Annotated in this window: 14 protein-coding genes; 4 read left to right on the top strand and 10 right to left on the bottom strand. The window is 64.5% G+C overall.

The genetic code is table 11. The features are described 5' to 3' along the window. Window positions 1–62 precede the first annotated feature (62 nt). The 4 genes from K8I04_00745 to K8I04_00760 all read right to left on the bottom strand — a co-directional run bounded on the left by K8I04_00745 (window position 63) and on the right by K8I04_00760 (window position 3,328). Window positions 63–818, bottom strand: coding sequence for an FAD-dependent oxidoreductase (locus tag K8I04_00745; protein ID MBZ0070250.1), 756 nt, complete (start codon window positions 816–818; stop codon window positions 63–65). 101 nt (window positions 819–919) lie between these two features. Beyond that, a complete protein-coding gene (locus K8I04_00750) occupies window positions 920–1,156 on the bottom strand; it encodes a sulfurtransferase TusA family protein (GenBank protein MBZ0070251.1) in 237 nt (78 codons plus the stop codon). 32 nt (window positions 1,157–1,188) lie between these two features. Beyond that, the gene (locus K8I04_00755) at window positions 1,189–1,524 is read right to left on the bottom strand and encodes a DsrE/DsrF/DrsH-like family protein (protein MBZ0070252.1); all 336 of its coding nucleotides are present in this window, start codon (window positions 1,522–1,524) and stop codon (window positions 1,189–1,191) included. A gap of 331 nt (window positions 1,525–1,855) precedes the next feature. Further along, complete coding sequence (locus K8I04_00760; protein ID MBZ0070253.1) at window positions 1,856–3,328, bottom strand: catalase; 1,473 nt, start codon at window positions 3,326–3,328, stop codon at window positions 1,856–1,858. 286 nt (window positions 3,329–3,614) lie between these two features. On the opposite strand from K8I04_00760, the gene K8I04_00765 reads away from it, so the two are divergent. Further along, window positions 3,615–5,333 (top strand): potassium/proton antiporter, encoded by a 1,719-nt coding sequence (locus K8I04_00765; protein ID MBZ0070254.1) that lies wholly within the window; start codon window positions 3,615–3,617, stop codon window positions 5,331–5,333. A 130-nt stretch (window positions 5,334–5,463) separates the two neighbouring features. Here the strand turns inward: K8I04_00765 and K8I04_00770 are convergent, their stop codons facing one another. The 3 genes from K8I04_00770 to K8I04_00780 are packed head-to-tail and all read right to left on the bottom strand — an operon-like array spanning window position 5,464 to window position 9,231. Beyond that, on the bottom strand, window positions 5,464–6,429 hold the full coding sequence (locus tag K8I04_00770) for a hypothetical protein (GenBank protein ID MBZ0070255.1): 966 nt from the start codon (window positions 6,427–6,429) through the stop codon (window positions 5,464–5,466). 12 nt (window positions 6,430–6,441) lie between these two features. After that, complete coding sequence (locus K8I04_00775; GenBank protein ID MBZ0070256.1) at window positions 6,442–8,367, bottom strand: hypothetical protein; 1,926 nt, start codon at window positions 8,365–8,367, stop codon at window positions 6,442–6,444. Between the two features lie 12 nt (window positions 8,368–8,379). Further along, window positions 8,380–9,231, bottom strand: a complete 852-nt coding sequence (locus K8I04_00780; GenBank protein ID MBZ0070257.1) for an SH3 domain-containing protein — start codon at window positions 9,229–9,231, stop codon at window positions 8,380–8,382. Window positions 9,232–9,289: 58 nt separating this feature from the next. Between K8I04_00780 and K8I04_00785 the strand changes: the two genes are divergently transcribed. Beyond that, on the top strand, window positions 9,290–9,463 hold the full coding sequence (locus K8I04_00785) for a hypothetical protein (GenBank protein MBZ0070258.1): 174 nt from the start codon (window positions 9,290–9,292) through the stop codon (window positions 9,461–9,463). A gap of 129 nt (window positions 9,464–9,592) precedes the next feature. Here the strand turns inward: K8I04_00785 and K8I04_00790 are convergent, their stop codons facing one another. Then, window positions 9,593–10,735, bottom strand: a complete 1,143-nt coding sequence (locus K8I04_00790; protein ID MBZ0070259.1) for a helix-turn-helix transcriptional regulator — start codon at window positions 10,733–10,735, stop codon at window positions 9,593–9,595. A 342-nt stretch (window positions 10,736–11,077) separates the two neighbouring features. On the opposite strand from K8I04_00790, the gene K8I04_00795 reads away from it, so the two are divergent. Next, the gene (locus K8I04_00795) at window positions 11,078–11,974 is read left to right on the top strand and encodes a bile acid:sodium symporter family protein (protein ID MBZ0070260.1); all 897 of its coding nucleotides are present in this window, start codon (window positions 11,078–11,080) and stop codon (window positions 11,972–11,974) included. A gap of 13 nt (window positions 11,975–11,987) precedes the next feature. Here K8I04_00795 and K8I04_00800 read toward each other — a convergent pair whose 3' ends face one another. Beyond that, on the bottom strand, window positions 11,988–14,153 hold the full coding sequence (locus tag K8I04_00800) for a TonB-dependent receptor (protein MBZ0070261.1): 2,166 nt from the start codon (window positions 14,151–14,153) through the stop codon (window positions 11,988–11,990). Window positions 14,154–14,499: 346 nt separating this feature from the next. On the opposite strand from K8I04_00800, the gene K8I04_00805 reads away from it, so the two are divergent. Continuing rightward, a complete protein-coding gene (locus K8I04_00805; protein ID MBZ0070262.1) occupies window positions 14,500–15,366 on the top strand; it encodes a DUF3014 domain-containing protein in 867 nt (288 codons plus the stop codon). A gap of 86 nt (window positions 15,367–15,452) precedes the next feature. Here the strand turns inward: K8I04_00805 and K8I04_00810 are convergent. Beyond that, window positions 15,453–16,496, bottom strand: a 1,044-nt coding sequence (locus K8I04_00810) for a hypothetical protein (protein MBZ0070263.1), incomplete at its 5' end; no start/stop codon positions are given.

Below are 16,496 nucleotides of genomic sequence, written 5' to 3' on the forward strand. Positions count from 1 at the left end.
GCGTTCTACAATGCCAAACGTCGGCATCAGTCGCTTGACAGGAAAACGCCGGACAGTGTGTATTACCAAGACGCCGCCAGGATGGCAGCATGACCCGAGGCAGCACTTATCACGCTGTCCAATTTTTGGGGTCCACTTCTCTTGCCATCCACTTCTTTCATGTTGAACAGCGTCTCGTAGGTGATGCCCAGACGTTCGAATTCCGGCGTCGCCCACTTGGCCACGTTCTCCAGGCTGTGGGTACGGCCGATGGGATAGGTGTAGTGCAGCTGGGTCTTGTCCAGCAGGCCCCGTTCCTTGAAGTAGTCGTGGAGCATGAAGGTGATCTCCAGCGGCGCCATGGGGCATTTGTGGGGGACGCCGACAGCGATGACCACCTTGCCTCCCTGGAATTCGTACAGCCGTTTGAGCATCTTCACCGCGGTTTCTTCGGTGTAGAACGTCTCGGCGTGCTCGGCCAGCCCCGGAATGCCTTCCAGGTGGATGCGCGAGCCGGTGGCGATGGCGATGACGTCATAGTCATAGGTCTTGCCCGACTTGGTCTTGACCTTGTTGTGGTCCAGATCGAACTCTTCGACCGGATCGACATGGAACTCGATTTCAGGCTCCAGCAGACCGGCTTGATCCCGGTAGAGCTCGTCGGGGGTCATGCGACCTACGGCGACATAGAGCAGGCCGGGCTGGTACATGTGACGATCCGAGGCCGAGAGCATGGTGATCTTGGCCTTGCCACTCCTGACCTCGCTGTGCAGCCGCCGGGCCAGATTGTTGGCCAGGATGGTCCCGCCCATACCGCCGCCTACGATCAGTATCTTCATGGTGTCCTCCTACCCTGCAATGGTGACTGGGGTGTGTGCCGGGCTTCAGTGCCCACACCCTGCCCAGGCGAGCGTGCGAGTCGGTTCCATCCCGGCACCGGTTACTTCGTCTTGCGGACGCGGATATGCCAGATGCCGTCCCGTTCCTCATTGCTCACCATCTCATGGCCGACCTTGTCGACCCACTCCGGCACGTCCGCTGCCGAGCCCTTGTCGGAGGACAGCAGTTCCAGCGTATCGCCGACGTTGATGTCCTTCAGATGGGCGATCAACTCCATGAGCGGGCCCGGGCAAAAGCTGCCCCGGGCATCGACTACCGTTACATTTTCCTCGTTCATGCTGAAATTCCTGCGGCTGAGGTTGTGGGGATTCAGAACACCAGGATCTGCCCGTCAGCGGCATCGCTGAGGAACCGGGTCAGCCCGAGTGGGCCGTCCAACGCCCCGTCCAGTTCCGCCTCACCGACCCCCAGCACGTCCATGGCCATCGAGCAGGCATGGAGGGTGGCGCCACCCAGTTCCTTGGCCTGCTCGAAGAGCTGCTTGAACGGTGGCACGTTCTTGCTCGCCATCAGCTTGCCCATTTCGCCTTCCTGGGGTGGCTTGATCGTGTGGCCCTTGATGAAGTAGGGCAGGGCGTTCATGGACAGGAAGACGGTGACCCGGGTGCCGCTCACGGCGGCGGTCGCCGCGGTCATGGCGGCCATCTGAATCCGTTCGTGCAGTCCGGAGACGCACATGATGCTGAGTTGATCCGACATGGTGATTCCTCGCGGGTCCTGTGTGACGGTGCTGTCTGCCTCTCGTCAGAGGAAGACGATCGTGATCGCTCTTGCAGGTGGCGACGGCCGGTGAGTCGCTGGCATGAACCCTGCAAACACAAGAGCCGTGCCACCATGCCCCGTTATCAATTGCGAGTGGTCTTTACCCTATCCAGTATAGGCTGCATGTGCGTATTTGTTGTTTCCTGCGGACCATAAGGAAAACACCTGCTGTGTAGTGTGGTGCTGGCAGCGTGCCACTCGCTTGCCATCCGGCTCAGACATTGTTGAATGCCTTGGCGATGCGATCACCGGTCTCCTTGTCGATGGCGCGCCAATACGCGAAGGCACGCTCGAGCACGGGCGGGGAGACGCCATTTCCAAGATGGCCGACGACGTTGGACACCAACCGGTCGCGTGCCCCGGCGTCCATGACCTCGCGCACCAGGGTGCCGGCCTGGACGAAATCGTCATCATCCGTATGCGGGGTATACGCCGCGTGCATGAACTCGCCGCTGGCCTCCCATTTCTCCCGGTACGGGTGGCGCTCGGGGTCCGCCTGCGGGCCGCCCTTCGAGTTCGGTGCGTAGACCGGGTCGGTGACGTTCTGCACGCGCATCGCCCCATCCTTGCTGTAGCTGTGCACCGGTACCTTTGGTGCATTGACCGGGATCTGCTTGTAGTTCACCCCGAGGCGGGCACGGTGGGCATCGGCATACGAGAAGACCCGGCCCAGCAGCATCTTGTCCGGGCTGACACCGATCCCCGGGACGAGGTTGTTGACCTCGAAGGCGGCCTGCTCGATCTCGGTATGAAAGTCGGTCGGGTTGCGATCCAGTGTCAGCCGACCGACCTCGATCAGCGGGTAATCGGCGTGTGGCCACACCTTGGTCAGATCGAACGGATTGAACCGGTAGGTCCTGGCCTCCTCGAACGGCATGATCTGCATCTGCAGCGTCCAGCTGGGATGGTCTCCGCGCGCGATCGCCTCGAACAGGTCACGCCGGTGATAGTCGGCATCCACGCCGGCCAACCGGTCGGCCTCCGCCTGCGTGAGGTAGTCGATCCCCTGGTCGGTCTTGAAGTGGTACTTCACCCAGAAGCGCTCGCCGTTGGCATTGACCCACAGGTAGGTGTGGCTGGAGTAGCCGTGCATATGCCGATAGGTCTTGGGGATGCCGCGGTCGCCCATCAGCCAGGCCACCTGGTGGGCCGTTTCGGGCGACAGTGTCCAGAAATCCCACTGCATGTCGTGATCGCGCAGGCCGGAGTCGGCACGGCGTTTCTGCGAGCGGATGAAGTGTTGGAATTTCATCGGGTCACGCATGAAGAACACCGGCGTATTGTTCCCCACCATGTCGTAGTTGCCCTCCGAGGTGTAGAACTTCAACGCGAAGCCACGGGGGTCACGCCAGGTGTCGGGGCTGCCGCTTTCGCCGGCCACGGTGGAGAAGCGGATCAGCGTGTCGGTCCGGGTGCCCGGCTGGAACACCGCGGCCTTGGTGTACCTGCTGACATCGTGGGTGACCTCGAAGCGGCCGAAGGCGCCGGAGCCTTTCGCATGGGGTTGGCGCTCCGGGATGCGTTCCCGATTGAAGTTCGCCATCTGCTCGATGAGATAGTGATCGTGCAACAGGATGGGCCCGTCCGGCCCCACCGTGAGCGAGTATTCGTCACTGGGTACCGGGATTCCGGCATCGGTTGTAGTGGATTTGCGGCCGTCGTTGTTCACGGTACTACCTCCCTGCATACGTGCATATCGACAATGACCAATCCCTGCGGCTGAGCAACAGCCTGCTTGGAAATCAGCTCAACCATGGCATGGGATTGCCGGGACAACTGCTGCGGGTCTCCCCAACACTGTAGTAAAGATTTTCCAGGAATGTGAAAGTGGCCCACAGCGGCAAACGGGGCAGTCAGTGATCGCGACGCGCCCTGCGTACGCCCGCCGGCGAGTACTTTCGTTTATTATCCCGTGGCCTGGGTGCCGCCACGGTCTCGACCGGCATGGCCCTCCCCGACAAGGACCGGTAGCGGTGGAACTGACTAATTACATCATCCTTGCCATCGGCCTGCTGCTGCTGTTGAGCGTGTATGCCAGCCTGCTATCGGCGCGGGTGGGCATGCCGCTGCTGCTGGTGTTCCTTGCCATCGGCATGCTGGTGGGTGAACAGGGGCTGGGCGGCATCAAGTACGACGATGTGCAGAGCGCACACCTCGTCGGCAGTCTGGCGCTGGCGGTGATCCTGTTCGACGGTGGCATGCGCACTGAGGTCGATACCTTCCGCGTCGGCCTGCGCCCGGCGCTGCTGCTGTCCACCTTCGGGGTGCTGATCTCGTCGGTGGCCACCGGCTGGGCCGCCATGTGGGCCTTCGACCTGCACTGGATGGAAGGCATGCTGGTCGGTGCCATCGTCGGCTCTACCGATGCGGCGGCGGTGTTCTCGCTGTTGCGCAATCAGGGTATCAAGCTGAAGCAGCGCGTCGGCGCGACCCTGGAGATCGAGTCGGGCAGTAATGACCCGATGGCGATCTTTCTCACCATCGTGCTGGTGGAGGCGCTGGCGACCGGGCAGAGCATACTGGAGTGGCACTGGCTGCTGGCGTTCGTCAAACAGATGGGGCTGGGTGGGCTGGCCGGTGTGGGCGGCGGCTGGCTGCTGGTGAAGATGGTCAACCGCATCCGCTTGACCCCGGGCCTGTATCCCTTGCTGGTACTGGCCGGGGCACTGGCCCTGTTCGGTATCGTGGCCAGTATCGATGGCAGCGGCTTCCTCGCGGTCTATCTGGCTGGTCTGGTGGTGGGCAACCGGCCGTTGCAGGCCGGCCACAACATTTTGCGTTTTCACGACGGTATGGCCTGGCTGGCGCAGATCGGTCTGTTCCTGGTGCTGGGTCTGTTGGTGCACCCGGCCGATCTGCTGGACCATGCCGGCCAGGCCCTGTTCGTCGCTGCTGTCCTGATGTTTGTGGCCCGCCCGCTGGCGGTGTTGCTGTGTCTGCTGCCCTTCCGCCTGCCCTGGCGCGAACAGCTGTTCATCGCCTGGGTGGGCCTGCGCGGTGCGGTGCCCATCGTGCTGGCCTTGTTCCCGTTGCTGGCAGGGCTGGAACATGCGACCGAATTCTTCAATACGGCCTTTTTTGTCGTGCTGGTGTCGCTGACGGTGCAGGGCTGGTCCGTGGCGCCGTTGGCGCGGCTGCTGGGTCTGAACGTGCCACAGGAGTCCGTCGAGCTGCATCGGGTGGGCCTGGATATCCCGGGACAGCCGGACTTCGAACTGGCGGTATATGAGGTGGATGAAAAAACGCCCATTTCCGGGTTGTCGCTGACCGCCGTACCATTGCCGCCGGGCTGCCGGCTCGCCGGCCTGGTGCATGACGGCGAGCCGCAGGACCTGCGGGCGACGGAGAGCTATCGCACCGGTGACTTCGTCTACGTGCTGGCCTTCCGTCAGGCCCTGCCGCAACTGGAGCGCCTGTTCGCGCCGGCCAGCGCCCAGGTGGAAACGGCCAAGCGCCAGTTCTTCGGTGAATTCGTGCTCCGGGGCGATGCACGGCTGGATGATATGGCGCGGGTGTACGGCATCGCCGTGCCGCCGCAACACCGGGACAAGACCCTGGCGGAGCTGTTCAGCGCACATTTTCATGGCCGCCAGGTGACCGGTGACCGCTTGCCGTTGGGCAGCATCAATCTGGTGGTCAAGGAGATGCAGGGTGATCAGGTGGTGAGTGTGGGTGTCAAGCTGCCGCGTTGAGAGGCATCAGGGCAAGTCACGCCGGTCGCGGGGGGTAACCGGCCACCATCATTGCACGCCGCCGATAAGCCGAACGGGGAAGAGCGGGTCCGACGCCCCGGCGGACTCCGCCCGACACGCCGGCTCGTAATCACAGGGTGACTTCGATTTCGATATCGCGGTGTAATTTCTTGCCTTTGATGATGTCGCTCAGCCGTACCGGCCGTTTTGTCTCGACCTGGATGTCGAGATCACCACCCGAGGCGTGGAAGGTGCGGAGCGCCTTCTGGCTGTCGCCGTCGAGTGTGCCATCGAATGCCTCGCCTCCCGGTTCGTCGACACGCTGGAAAGCGATCGCATCGACGGTGGGTTCCTTGGCGTTCAGTGCCTGATCGTAGCGAAAGCGGGAAAGGGCATCCAGGTAGGCTATTTTCTTCAGGAAGCCGTGATCCTCGACCTGCGCCTCGCCGGAAACGAATTCGATCCGGCCGAACTCCTGCAGCAGCCGCCCGAGGTTCATCACGGTGCCCACCTCCAGATCGGCCGGTTTGAGTTCGGCGAGCTTGCGGGCGCGCGCCAGCACGACATTGACGGTACCGCCGGCGATATGGTCCGCATCGAGCGCAAGACCCAGCTTGAGCCGATCCTCATCCCGGTCGTAGTCATAGACGACACCGCCACCGAGCCGGGCCTCCTGTATGCCCATCTGCCGTACCAGTTTCAGGGGCTCATCGGCGAAGACATAGAGGACGTTATTCCGTCGTTCCTCCGGTGATGGGTCCGTGACCATCCGGTAGCCTGCAAAGTGAATCTGCAACGTCCGTTCGTCGCGCGCACCCGCTATGCTGAGCGTCTCCAGATTACCGGTGAGCTTCGCGCCGAGCCCCTTCATCAGCTCCAGGTCCAGGTCCACATCTTCCAGCGTGATGGTGTCCGACAGTGGCGAATAGGACGCATCCTGGTAGCGGATGGCATCGCTCAGATCATTGTCGTAGAGAAAATCCTCGAATTTTTCGACCCCGACACCGGAGGCATAGAAATACCCACCGATCAGCAGCGCACCGACGACCACCGCTGTACCTGCGAAGATGACCTTCTTATCGACCTTGATGCTCATGTCGTCGCCTCCTCAATTCGTGCCGATGGCGGCAAAGTTCATCCTGTCATCGTCATACCACGCCTTCATCAGGGCCTCCGCATCCATCTCGTCCAGGCACTGATCGGACTTGCAGGTGACGGCCTCCTGAATCGTGATCACAAAAATGGGTTCTCCATCCTCACTGAAGCTGAAATTGAATTTCGGTGCGGCCCGGATCAGCATCCAACCGTCGATCTCCTGCGACGTTTCGTTGTAGCCGACCTGCATCGGATAAGGCTTCTCGATCTCGCCATCATCGGCCTTGATCAACAGATACAGGGGGGATCCGATCGCCACCTCGCCGTTCTGAGCCAGACGCAGGTATTGCGCGGGGTGGGTGAGAGCGACCGCCTGGGAAAACGGATCCAGGTTGCGGACCTGCCGTGCCGAGAAATCGACCTTTCCCCGTTCCATACGCGCACCCTCCAGCATGAGGGTCGCGTAGAACCGCAGGCGGTCGTAGCGCGAGGCCTGCGCGAGCCGCAGGTGCTGCTGGTCGAGGCTTTTCTGGTGCTGGGCACGCAGGGCCGCCTGGCGCTGCCTTTCGATCTCGGCCCGCTGGCGCTCCGCCTCCGCGCGTGCCGCCTCCCGTTGCTGCTCCATTTCTGCCCGCTGCCGCGCGGCCTCGACGAAGGCCGCGCGCTTGGCGACGAAATCGCTGCTGACCTCGACGGTCCAGGGCATGCCGCGGTGGTGCACCGCATGCCCGGCCTTGTAGAACGAGGGGTCCGGGTCCGCTTGCTTCGAGGCCAGCTCGTAGGCATGAGTCGGTGTCGTATGCATCTTGTCGGTAATGACAAAATTCACGACATTGAACTGTTTACTTCCGGAAAACGCCGCGTACATCTCGACCAGCGAATCCGCCAGGCGGGTCGCTTCCGGTCCCTGCTGGAGCGATGTGTTGTCGGTCAGCACGATGAAGGGTGCATACTGATCCCAGCGCCATTGTTTGTAAGGATCACTGTGCGTGTAGGTCGTGAAATAATGAGTGCGCAGCGCCCGGTCCTCGCCCACCCATACCAGCAACCGATCGACCGTACTGGAGCGATTCCGCTGATCCTTCGAGGTCAGGCGGTAGCGGCTGATGATCTGTTTCGGGAGGCCTCTATCCAGGTTGTAGCCGTCGTGCCAGAAGCCACGCATGCTGGCAAACGGCTGTTTCTGGCCCTGATAGAGCAGATTCGTCACCGATGAGCGTTTGAAATCGGTCGTCTGTATATAGCCATTCTTGCAGGTGTATTCGTGCCTCGCGCTGAATGTCGGTTTGAACTCCGGCTTCACGTCAATAAAGGTATAGAGGTTACAGCCCGTTTCCTGCGAGGTGATTTCCGTCATCTTGCCGGCGCCCTCGCCGACCATGACATGGCCACCCGGCTGCCAGCCGGCGATCACCAGCGCCCCCTCGGCGGTGGCGACCGGCGAGTCCGGCACCGACTGCGGCGGCGCCGCAGCCGCGCCGGCCGTTGTGGCGGACGCGGTCACTGCCGGGGTCGATGTCGTACCATCGTGTGTCGCGAGTGGTACCGGCACCGCGGGAGCGGATGGCACGGCGGCGGTGACCGGGGGTGTTTGAGACGGCGTCTGTTGCGCAAGCCAGCCGCTTTCCCGGGCCGCCACACCCGACCAGACCGACTTGCCCGCCGCGACCCCGGTGATAGTGATCGTAGCCGCCTGCGGGCACTCCCGGCTGAGCACCTGGCCGAGCTTCTGCAGGGTGGTGCCGTAGTCCGGCGACGCATACGTCGCGACATCCTCCGCGTCGACCCGCAGCTGCACCGTCGGGGCGCACCACGGATCACCCAGGGCGGTGAACGACATCCCCAAAGACTTGCTGTGGGCCAATGTCTTGTCGGCCTGCACCGGACCGGCCGCACACAGCAGCAGCACACCACCGACTGCGAGTGTCTTCGTATTCATCGCATTCCTCCTTCAGCCGAGTTCCCAGACACCATCGGCGTTCTGGCAGGCCTGGGCGGTTTCGTTATCGGTGCCCTTGTCGGTTGTCACGCTGATGTGTACATCGCGGCAGCCTGCCTGCGCGGTCACCGTGCTGCTGGTGGTGTCCATGGCATCGATCTCGATGCCGGCAAAGCCTTCCTGTTTCGGGATACTCTCGACCTCGACCTTGTCCAGATCGATGCCCTGCGCCTTGGCCTGTGCGATCGGGTCGTAGGGCTTCACATAGTTGCCGTGCACATAACCGACCGTGACACCCTGTTTCGCGAGCATCAGCCAGCCGTTGTCGGTGCGACCCGCAGATGCGACCACATCCCCCGGGCGCAGGGTCGTGATCGGGTCGTACTGCGTACCGGGACCGGAGCGCACCCGCAGTGCGGAGGTGGTCTGATACTCCTTGTTCTCGAGCTTGATCGTCGGGACGGCCTCGACCTTGCTTAATCGCTTGACCTGCTTCGGTGCGTCTTTGTACGCGATTTCCCCCGTCTTGATGCTCGCCGAGGCCCCGCTCTGGTCGCTGTTCCAGCTCGCGACACCGGCTGTGGGCTCGTCCAGCGCCTCGACTGTGCGCACCGCCAGCGCCTGACGATCACGCTCGTCGAGTTGCCGGCCGATCATCTTGCCGGCATAGAAGCCCGCGGCGCCGCCGAGGGCCGCACCCAGCCAGCGGTTCTTGCCGCCGGCGACCTTGGCGCCGAGCAAGGCGCCGCCGACGGCGCCCAGTGCCGCACCGAGGTCTTCCTTCTTCATCGGTCCCGTGGTGCCTTCGCAGCCCGTCACCAGCGCTGCGATGACCAGGGTGGTACACAGTGTTCTCCTGTTCATTTCACCACCTCCTTAGCCTCCGGGGCGTTATCTTTCTCGTTGGACTGGTAGCTGTGTCGTGTCGAGCGGTTCGGTGTCGAAGGGCGGGGTGTCGCTGCTGCCGATGACCAGGGGCGATGCCTGGGCGGTTGCAGCTATCGCCCACCCGGGCATGCGTGCCAGGTTGGCGGCGAGTCCGCTGTGGGGCGGGCAGTGTCTGTTCATCGTCCTGGTCTCCAGAAATTATTATTGATCGATGCTGCCCGGTGCGCCGGACATGGCTGCAGTGTCGCCAGGCAGGCGCTTCGGGTCACCCCTCAAACGGGGGGTGTCGGAGCGGATTATCGAGTGGGGTGCGGGGGTGGGAGGGGTACGGTGTGGCTCAGCTGTGCCGGACAGCGATCCGGTCCGACAACAACCGATGAACCAGTTCCGGCTGGCGGGACGTGCCGGTCTTCTGAAACACGCTCTTGAGGCACGAGCGGGTCGTTTCATACGTGACCTCCAGCTGTGCCGCCGCCTGGCGCAGGGGGATGCCCTGTGCCAGGCGTTGTGCGAGCCGGGCCTCGGCGGCGGTGAGGGCATAGTGCTGTTGCAGCCACTCGGTGGGAAGGGCAGGGGTGTGTTCCGGATCGGTCACGATCAGTGCCACGCTCGCGCGCTCGATCAGGAATCGATTGCTGTGGTGGCGCGGCAGGGGCACGGCAACGATGCTCAAGGGCCGTTTCCCGCCGGGTCGGTGCAGGCATAGTTGCAGGGATGCCGGCGCGGCCTGGCCTTGGTGCAGGCGCTGCGCGGCGTGTACGACGGCGGCCAGCCGCTTGCTGTCTTCGCGCCGGGGCGCGACCAGTCGGTCCCGTCGTATGAGCAGGCCGTTGCCCGCTCTGAGCAGGGCATCGGTGAAGTGGTTGGTCTGCATGACGCGGCCATGCTCGTTCAGCAATACGATCCCGAATTCCAAGTGGTCGATCGTGTCGAGGCATGTACCGGCCAGCGCTTCCTGTTGTGCCAGGCGTCGTGCCACACGTACGGCGTTGGTCAGATGGCCACGCAACCAGTCGAAGTAGGCGATGTCACGCGCGTTGAACGCCCCGGTCTGACGCGCACGATAGATGAAGAATTTGGTGCGAACACTGCCCTCGACGAGCAGATTGGTACCCAGGGTGTAGATGAAGTCCTGGGGTTTCATCCATTCGTTGTACAAGGCCGTACCGCGGTAGAAGCCCGGTGAATTGTAGTACGCGTCGAGTGACTGCTCGGTTCGGATACAACCTGGCTGCTGTAAGGCGGGCGCCCGGGCCCACGGGTTGTCGTGCAGATAGTCGTCGACGTAGCGCTGGTGATACTCCGGATCGATGCTGCACAGTTCCACCAGCGACACCTGACCGCTGGCCATGTCGACGCTGTAGAGTCCGGAGGCGATGCCATTGAGCCGGGCCTGCAGAACGCGCAGCGTCCCCTGCCAGGCAGTGACGTTGAGTGCCGCGCCATAGATCCGGTCGATGATCTGGCTGGTCGCGTCCATGGTGCTTGTCCCGCCGCATTCGGGGCCGCGTGTGCGCGGCCCCGCTTGCAGTCTTGAGTTTTATACCAAAACCTGCATTAACAAAGTCTCACGCCGTGTCGGCAGGTGTCGGCCGCATGGACGCGGCCGTCAAGCCTACATGGACAAGGTGAGACCGCGGAGCGGTCGAGAAGGTGCCCTGGGGCACGTATTCACGGTGTCCTGCCGACACGGCGTGAGGCTTTGTTAATGACTACCTTAGTAATTTGGTATTTGGATAACGATGAAAGCGCCAGGCGGCGGCGATGTCAAGATAAAGGCTGTAACCGATTGCGTCATGCGGGGCATCGGCGTGGCGATTCAATGGGAAAAACCATACCATTCAGCCTCGTGGAAGCCGGCATACCCATCCAGGTGTTGTTGCCCATGGTCGTCGCGGCCATGATGCTGGCCGTGGGCATGAGCCTGCGCGCGGCAGATTTCGCCGCATTACCGCGGGCGCCACAGGCGGCCGCGGTCGGCCTGCTGGGTATGTTCGTGCTGTTTCCGGCGCTGGCCTTTCTGGTGGCATGGCTGTACGGCCTCTCGCCCAGCCTGGCGATGGGACTGGTGCTGCTGGCGGCCAGCCCCTCGGCCTCGACCTCGACCCTGTTCACGTATCTGGCACGGGGCGACGCGGCGCTCTCGCTGACACTGACTGCGGTCAGCAAGCTGCTCCCCGTCGTCACCATCCCGGTCTATGTCGGGCTCGCGTCACGGCTGTTCGCGGCTGCCGACCCGCAGGTGAGCGTGACCTTTGCCGACATCTCGGGGCGTGTCGTGCAGATGGTCCTGGTACCGACCGTGGCCGGCATGGTCTTGCGGCATCATCGCCCGGCCCTGGCCGACCGGTTGAGACCACTGGTGACGCGCTTGGCGGTGGCCGCGCTGACGGTGCTGATTTTGCTGCTGGTGTATCGCGAGCGCGAGGCGCTGCCCGGCATGCTGCTGGCGGCCGGCCCGGCGGCCCTGACCTTGTGCCTGGTGGGGATGGGCGGCGCCTACGCGCTCGGTACGTTGCTCCGGCTGAGCGATCCGCAGCGTGTGGCCGTCACGCTGGAGGTCGGCATGCAGAGCGGCGGTACCGCCATCGCCATTGCGGCGGGCCTCCTCGCCGCGCCCGCCATGGCCGTGCCAGCGGCCGTCTATTCCCTGCTCATGTACGTGACCGCGGGTGCATTCGTCTATGGCCGGCGTGACAGCGCGCGGACATTTGCCTGACGCAATCCGCCGCTCACCAGCGGTGGCCCACCCGCAGGCCCAGCGTGCGTGGCGCGCCCCAGTGGCGCTTGGTGCCGGTGCGCGGGTCGTCGCGGACGATGGTCTGGGCATAGAGCTTGTCGGTGAGATTGCGGCCATAGAGGTCGACATACCAATCGCCGCGGCGACTCTCGAAACCCAGCCGGGCGTTGATCAGGCCATAGCCGCCCTGGCGTACGGCGGGGTCCTGATAGACATTGAAATAGATCTCGCTCTGGTAGCGGACTTCGCCGCCGAGCGTCAGCATGCCGCCCGGCACCGGCCAGCGTCGGTCGGCGCGCAGGTTCAGCGAGACGTCGGGCGCCTGCGGCAGCCGGTTGCCGGCGCGGTCGGGATCGACGCTGGGGTTGTTGCGGTCCACCGAGGCGAATGTGTCGAAGCGGGCTTCCAGCAGCGTGGCACCCAGGGCGATGTCGATATCCCATCGTGGTCGATAGACGAGATCGAGATCCAGGCCGCGGAGGGTGGCCTCGGCGGCATTCATGACACTGGGAAAACTCCCGGCCGGCGCATCCGGCGGCAGGGTGTTCAGCTGCATGTCATGGTAGTCGTACTGGAACAGCGCGGCATTCAGGCGCAGGGCCCGGTGGGGGAAGGTGAGCTTGATGCCGGCCTCGTAGGACCAGAGAAATTCCGCATCGAACGCCGGTTGGATGACCGAGGTGTTGTAACCGCCGGGCTTGTAGCCGCGCGCGACCGTGGCGTAATAGAGCCGCTGGCGGTCGGGCGCGTATTCCAGACCGAACTCCGGCGTAAAGGCCTGCCAACTCCCCTGTTCGAGCTGCCGCGTGATGGTGGTGGCCGTCGGCGTCGTCAACGTCCGGACCAGGTCGAGCGTGCGCCGGTCGCGGCTGTAACGCAGGCCGGCGCGGGCGCGCCAGGCGGGCCGGAAGCGCCAGGCGAGTTGGCCGAAGACGGCCTGGGAACGCGTCTCGACCGCACCGTCGGGCCTATTGCGGATACCGCTCTGCGGCAGGTGCACGTCGAGCAGCTGATCGGTGTTTTCGTGCATCAGGAAGGCGCCGCCGATCCAGGCCCAGGTCCGCTCCTGCGGCGATGCGAGGCGGAATTCCTGCTGCACGGATTCGGAGTCCGCTACCGGGTAATTGGCCGCGTAGTCGACGTCGGTGCCATCGAGATCCAGGGCGATACGCCCCTCGGTGGTCAGGTAGGCCGTGCGGGAGGTGAACTCCATGGCGTCGTTGTGCCATGCCAGCCGGACGCTGTAGCGGCTGCCCCGCAGGTCGAGCTCGGGTGCGACGTTCTCGGTGACCTGGCGCGGATCGTCGGGGACGTGGCCGCCGCGTTCGATACCGCCATTGCGGCCGATGTCGGGGCGTGGCTGGGAGCCAAGCGCGCGTGAACTGTCTTCGCTGCGGTGCTCGGCGCTGAACAACACCGAGAACGTGTCCGTCGGCCGGTACAGCAGCTTGCCGCGCAGGGCGTGGTGGTGTTCGTCATTCTCGTCCAGATTGAGGAAGATATTATCCACATAGCCGTCGCGCCGGGTGACGATGCCCGCGATGCGCGCCGCCAGGGCCGGACCGAACGGGACATTCACGGCGCCTTGTACCTGCCGCTGGCCGTAGTTGCCGAACAGGACATCGGCGTAGCCGCCGGGCCGCGGTTCCGGGTCCCGGGTGTGGATGCTGAGGGCGCCGCCGACGACGTTGCGGCCCATATGCACGCCCTGCGGTCCCTTGAGCACTTCGATCCGCTCGATGTCGAAGAAATCGACGATCGTATCGAAGGCGCGCGGCAGGTAGACCCCATCGATGAAGGTGGCGACGCTGGATTCCGCGCCGGCCGAGATGATGTCGCTGCCAATACCGCGCAGATAGGGCTGACCAAGGGCGGCGTTGGTCTTGAAGACGAAGCCGGGTGTCAGATACTGCAGGTCGATGGAGTCATGGATGCCAACGCGGTCGAGCGTATCGTCAGCGTATTGCGCGACCGTCCTGGCCGTTCGCTGCGCATCGACGGGCCGCCATTCCGGCGCGATGAGGATGACCGGCAGGGTCGGCGTGGGACGGTCATCCAGTTCGGCCGGGCGGGCAGCGGCACCGTTGTCGGTCTGTGCCTCGGCCGGCCAACAGAACGCGACCAGCAGCGGCAGGACGATCAGGTCGCGAACATTCAATAAGATCACCGCCGTGTTCTTGAGTTGGTATCCCCGGCTTGTGAGGCGTGAGTCAGCATCTACAACCCAGCGCAGGACCGAGAATAAACGCGCACGGTCCTCACGTCCACGGACGGTAGCCGGGCACTGGGCGCCCCGGCCATGCCCGGTTACACCCGGTTACATCCGGTCACGCCCGGTCACGCCCGGTCACGCTGGGCCACGCCCCAACACCGGTCACGGGTGATGTGTATTTCTCTGTCCGCCGATGATGGGCTGACATGCCGGCACGCCACGGCACGGCCGTGCAGTGCAGTGCGCTATCATTGCGCGATATTCGGGCTCACGGTGGCGAGGCAGGTTACGCATGAAACGCTATTCACTCTGGACGGTGCTGTTGCTGGTGGTGGTGCTTGCGGTGGTCGGCTATCTGCAATACCGGGAAGCGGCGCACGAGACGCCCGGGGTGAGTACGATACAGCCGCTACCGGAGGCCGCGCCCGAACCGCGCTATCCCATCCCCACACCCGCCGTGGCACCCGGTACGGTCCCGGAAACCGACGCTGCGGCCGACACCGGGGGCGAGCCGTCGGACCTGGAGGACACGGCCGAGCCGCTGCCGACGCTGAACCGGAGCGACCCGCCCGTCATGAGTGTGCTGGCCGGTATCCTGGGTGCGGAGCCGCTGCGCGAGCTGTTTCGGCTGGACGAGTTCATTCGCCGCTTCGTGGTGACCGTCGATAATCTGCCGCGCAAGAAACTGCCGCAGCGACAGCTCGTGGCAAAGCCGGTCGCGGGGTCGTTTCTGGTGCGTCCGGCCGAGGGGGGTGGGGCTGCGGGCGAAGATGTCTGGATGATCGACCCGGACAACGCAGCGCGCTACACCCCGTATGTGCGGTTGGCGACGGCGTTGGACACCGAACGCCTGGTGGCGTTCTACGTGCACTATTACCCGTTGTTCCAGGAGGCCTATACCGAGCTGGGCTATCCCACCGCTTACTTCAACGACCGCCTGGTCGAGGTGATCGATCATCTGCTGGAGACACCGACGGTGGACGGCCCCGTCCGGCTGGTGCGTCCGCATGTGTTCTATCAATACGCCGATCCGGAGCTGGAGGCACTGTCTGCGGGGCAGAAGACGCTGCTCCGCATGGGCGGCACCAACGCGGCACAGGTCATGACCACGCTGCGAGCCCTGCGTGACGCGCTGACGCGCGCACCGTCAGCGGAATGAGGTGAGTTCGGGAGAGGGGGTCGGGCGGTGCATGCCGAAACCCGACCGCGCAGGCCGCGGCGTGTGAACGTGCTGAGCGGCGGGGCTCATTCGTTGCGCAACAGGTCCACAAGGCGTGTGCGCCGGTCGAGCAGCGCGGGGTTGCCCGGATCGGTAGCCAGGCCGAGTTCGACGCTGCGGTAGGCCGCCTGCAGATCGCCGTTGTGCCATTCGTAGTCCGCGCGTTCGCCGTACAGGCGGCCGAGTTCGGCGCGCTGCGCGGGGGAGAGGGGTGGAGGGAGGTCAGGGTCAGCAGCTTTTGCCGCCGGCGCACCCGTCCCGGTGACGGCCTGTCCAGGCGCGGGTTCCGGTGCCGGTGTGGGTGTGGCGCCGGACTTGGGAGTGGACTCGGGGCCAGGGTCTCCCCGCGGCGGTGTCTCCATCGCGGATGCAGCTTCCTGCGGTAGCGTCTCCGCGTACCCCTCTTCCCCGTGTGGCGTATCCGCTGCGGCCGGTTCTCGTGGGGCTGGACCCACGGGAATCGGTGCCGCGGGTGATGCGGCGCTGCCCATCGCCGCGGTCGCATCGCCCGTGGTGGCAGCGGCGTCCCCGGTGACCGCGACCGGCGGTGGCGCCACGATATCCGTTTGCGTCGACCCGTGTGGATCGGGGGATGGATCGGGGAGTCGATCCAGGGGGTGGTCGGCCGGTGTCGTGGCGGTATCCGCTGCCGCTGCGCCAGTGTGGGTGCCGGCCGACTCGATGTCTGCGGTGCGCGTGTCCGCCTCGCCCGGGGTGGTGGCGGTCGTGTCGTCACCTGGAGCACCGCGGCCGAGCATGGCCGACAGCCGGGTGAGGGTATGCTGCAGCGTCTCCTGGTCGAGCAGCCCGAGTCGGGCGTCCCGGTTGCCGGTGAACGTCGCTGTGAGCACGGCGATCAACAGCAGGGAGACGAGGATCGCGCCGGCGCGCCACAGGCGCAGGCGGCGCAGCAGCCGTTGGGACTCGTTCGGTACCGGTTCCGGTACGTGCACGGGGCGCATATCCGCCTCCGGCGACGGCAGGTTCGGCTCCATTCGCTGCGTCGGGCGGTGCCGGCGTGCGGGTGGCGGTGCCGCGGGCGCGTCGACTGCTGCCGGTTCCCCCGGTTC

It is taken from the genome of Gammaproteobacteria bacterium (genome assembly GCA_019911805.1).
In the GTDB taxonomy this organism is placed as follows: domain Bacteria; phylum Pseudomonadota; class Gammaproteobacteria; order Thiohalobacterales; family Thiohalobacteraceae; genus JAHJQQ01.